This window comes from Rhizobium sp. P1_B8 (assembly GCF_056406515.1).
Genome location: NZ_JBFTZZ010000093.1, coordinates 1 through 364 on the forward strand (window position 1 = coordinate 1; position 364 = coordinate 364).

Consider the following 364-nt stretch of genomic DNA (forward strand, 5'->3'; position numbering starts at 1 on the left):
CTTTTCTTTTCGCCGCGAATGATGGCATTGCGACCAAAGCGCTCGTCGAGTGCCCGGCTGACGGCGGCGAACTCCCGGCGAATGCTGGGATCGAGAGGGGCAGCGGAAGCCGTCAGCTTGCGGTCGTTGTTCTTCGCCTCGGCAGTCAGTCGCAGGAGCACGTCTTCCGCCGCCGTCGACAGAGCAGGAATGGCAACCGCCATGCGCCGCCGCTCTTCGGCGATAGCCTGGCGTTCGGCATCGAGCACATTGACGTAGGCCGAACCGAGCGATCGCAAACGGGCGCCGGCTTCAGGCACGGCCTGCACCGCCTGTTTCCGCTCCCGGCCGGCGGCCAGCATCCGGTCCATCAGGCGATCGGAAC

The 364-nt window shown here is 66.2% G+C and carries 1 protein-coding gene; it reads right to left on the reverse strand.

Annotated features, from left to right (window positions below; translation table 11 throughout):
* Positions 1-364, reverse strand: a 364-nt coding sequence (locus AC1D2N_RS36260; protein WP_477983046.1) for a hypothetical protein, incomplete at both ends; no start/stop codon positions are given.